The organism is Escherichia sp. WS1265 (assembly GCF_046487585.1).
GTDB lineage: Bacteria > Pseudomonadota > Gammaproteobacteria > Enterobacterales > Enterobacteriaceae > Escherichia > Escherichia coli.
This window is the reverse complement of record NZ_JBJQJE010000076.1, coordinates 1-1,661: the sequence shown is the minus strand read 5'-3', so window position 1 is coordinate 1,661 and position 1,661 is coordinate 1. Positions and strand designations below refer to the sequence as shown.

Here is a 1,661-nt window from a genome sequence, read left to right as displayed (position 1 = left end):
TCCGACATTTGTAAACGCAAGCCAGGTTTTGCCGGTTGCCTGACCACCATTAATCACCAGCTGGTCAGAGGTATTGCTGCCATCAAGGCGAACACGCATATTGATGGTGCCGCCCTGGCCGGTGAGGTTCGTGGTGGTCAGTTTATGGAACGTTACCGGGGAGTTACTTTTTGCAACAGCACGGCTCAGCGCAGCATCCTGTGTCGTCTGATTATCAAAGCGAATCTCCCCTGCGTTAACAATATCGCCGGTACTGACCACATCGCCATTCAGTACCATGCTGGCGCCTTTACTGAGCTGTGTTCTGCCACTCAGACTTCCCCCGGCAGCCAGCGTCAGTGTTCCACGATGTCCGACAGTGGTGTTGCTGGCCTGTCCCCCGACATTAACCGTAAAGCTGCCGCCATTTTCCAGCAGCAGGCCGCTGGCCTGACCAGATATGCCATCAATACTGAACTTACCACTGGCATTGGTCCCCTCAACAGTGGCACCACTGTCTGCAATCAGGGCACCACCAGATGTCATGGTGACACCTGTCGCCTGCCCACCGGCAGACACTGCCAGGGTACCGCCGTCATCCACCAGGGTATTCTGTGCTGAATGGCTCTCCAGTACATCCAGACGACCGCCGGATTCCAGAACAACACCGTCAGCCTTACCGTTTTCCACCGCGAAATTGCCCAGACGGTTGCTGCCGGTGACGGTTGCCGCCGTACTGGTGACCAGTACGCCGCCCTGCTTCAGGGTGACATTCGTGGCTGTACCACCGGCGTTCACCTGCAGTTTGCCTTTCTGGTTAACGGTGGTGAAATTTGCCAGGCCACCTTCCTTGATAATCTGCCAGCCGTCACTGTTTACAACCGTGTCAGAGGCTGTGCCTCCGTTGTGCACATACTGGTAACCGCCATTCAGTGTGGTATCCAGCGCATGCCCGTGTACCGTCTGGTCGCCGCCGGCATAAACCACAGTGGTATTTGCTGTTCCTTCAGCAGCCACAATCTGACGACCATTTTCATTGATGGTGGTACGTACGGCATTTCCGCGAACAAACTGCCCGGTATCACCATTTTCTACATCCGGTCCTCCTTCTGCGCCGGTATTCACAACGGTGTCTGTTGCCACTGCGCCGGGTTTGACGACCTGCCAGCCCTTATCATTAATGACGGTTCCTGTGGCTATCGCACCTTCATGCATCCACTGCTCGCCACCATTCAGCGTGGTGTTCAGTGCCAGTCCCTTCAGACTTTGTCCGCCTCCTTCATTGATTATTGTGTCTGTAGCCTTTCCCCCGGCACCTACAAACTGGAGCCCGCCGCTGCTGATGGTGGTATTACTGGCTGTGCCGCCATCCTGTACCCATTGCCCACCGGTATTGGCCTCGTTATCCGGCCCATACTCCAGCCCGGTACTGATGGTCATTCCGTTGGTCGCACCGAAGACAATCTGGTTGTCATGATTTGTCAGTGTTCCGCCGTTCACGGTTTCTCCCGCCTGTACGACCGTGTCAGCAGCCAGTGCCGGGACTGACGTAACAGCAGCAAGAGACAGCGCAACCGCCACACCGGCGCGTTTTCCCCGTGAGCGGGCCAGTTCGGAAGCCACCACCAGGGTGCCCGTAATGTGATTCCATACCAGCCTGTAGCTGGTGTTCAGATGTCGTT

The 1,661-nt window shown here is 56.3% G+C and carries 1 protein-coding gene; it reads right to left on the bottom strand.

The genetic code is table 11. From position 1 onward, the window contains the following. A partial coding sequence (locus ACJHX3_RS24840) for an AIDA repeat-containing protein (RefSeq protein ID WP_410236246.1) occupies positions 1-1,661 on the bottom strand: 1,661 nt, incomplete at both ends.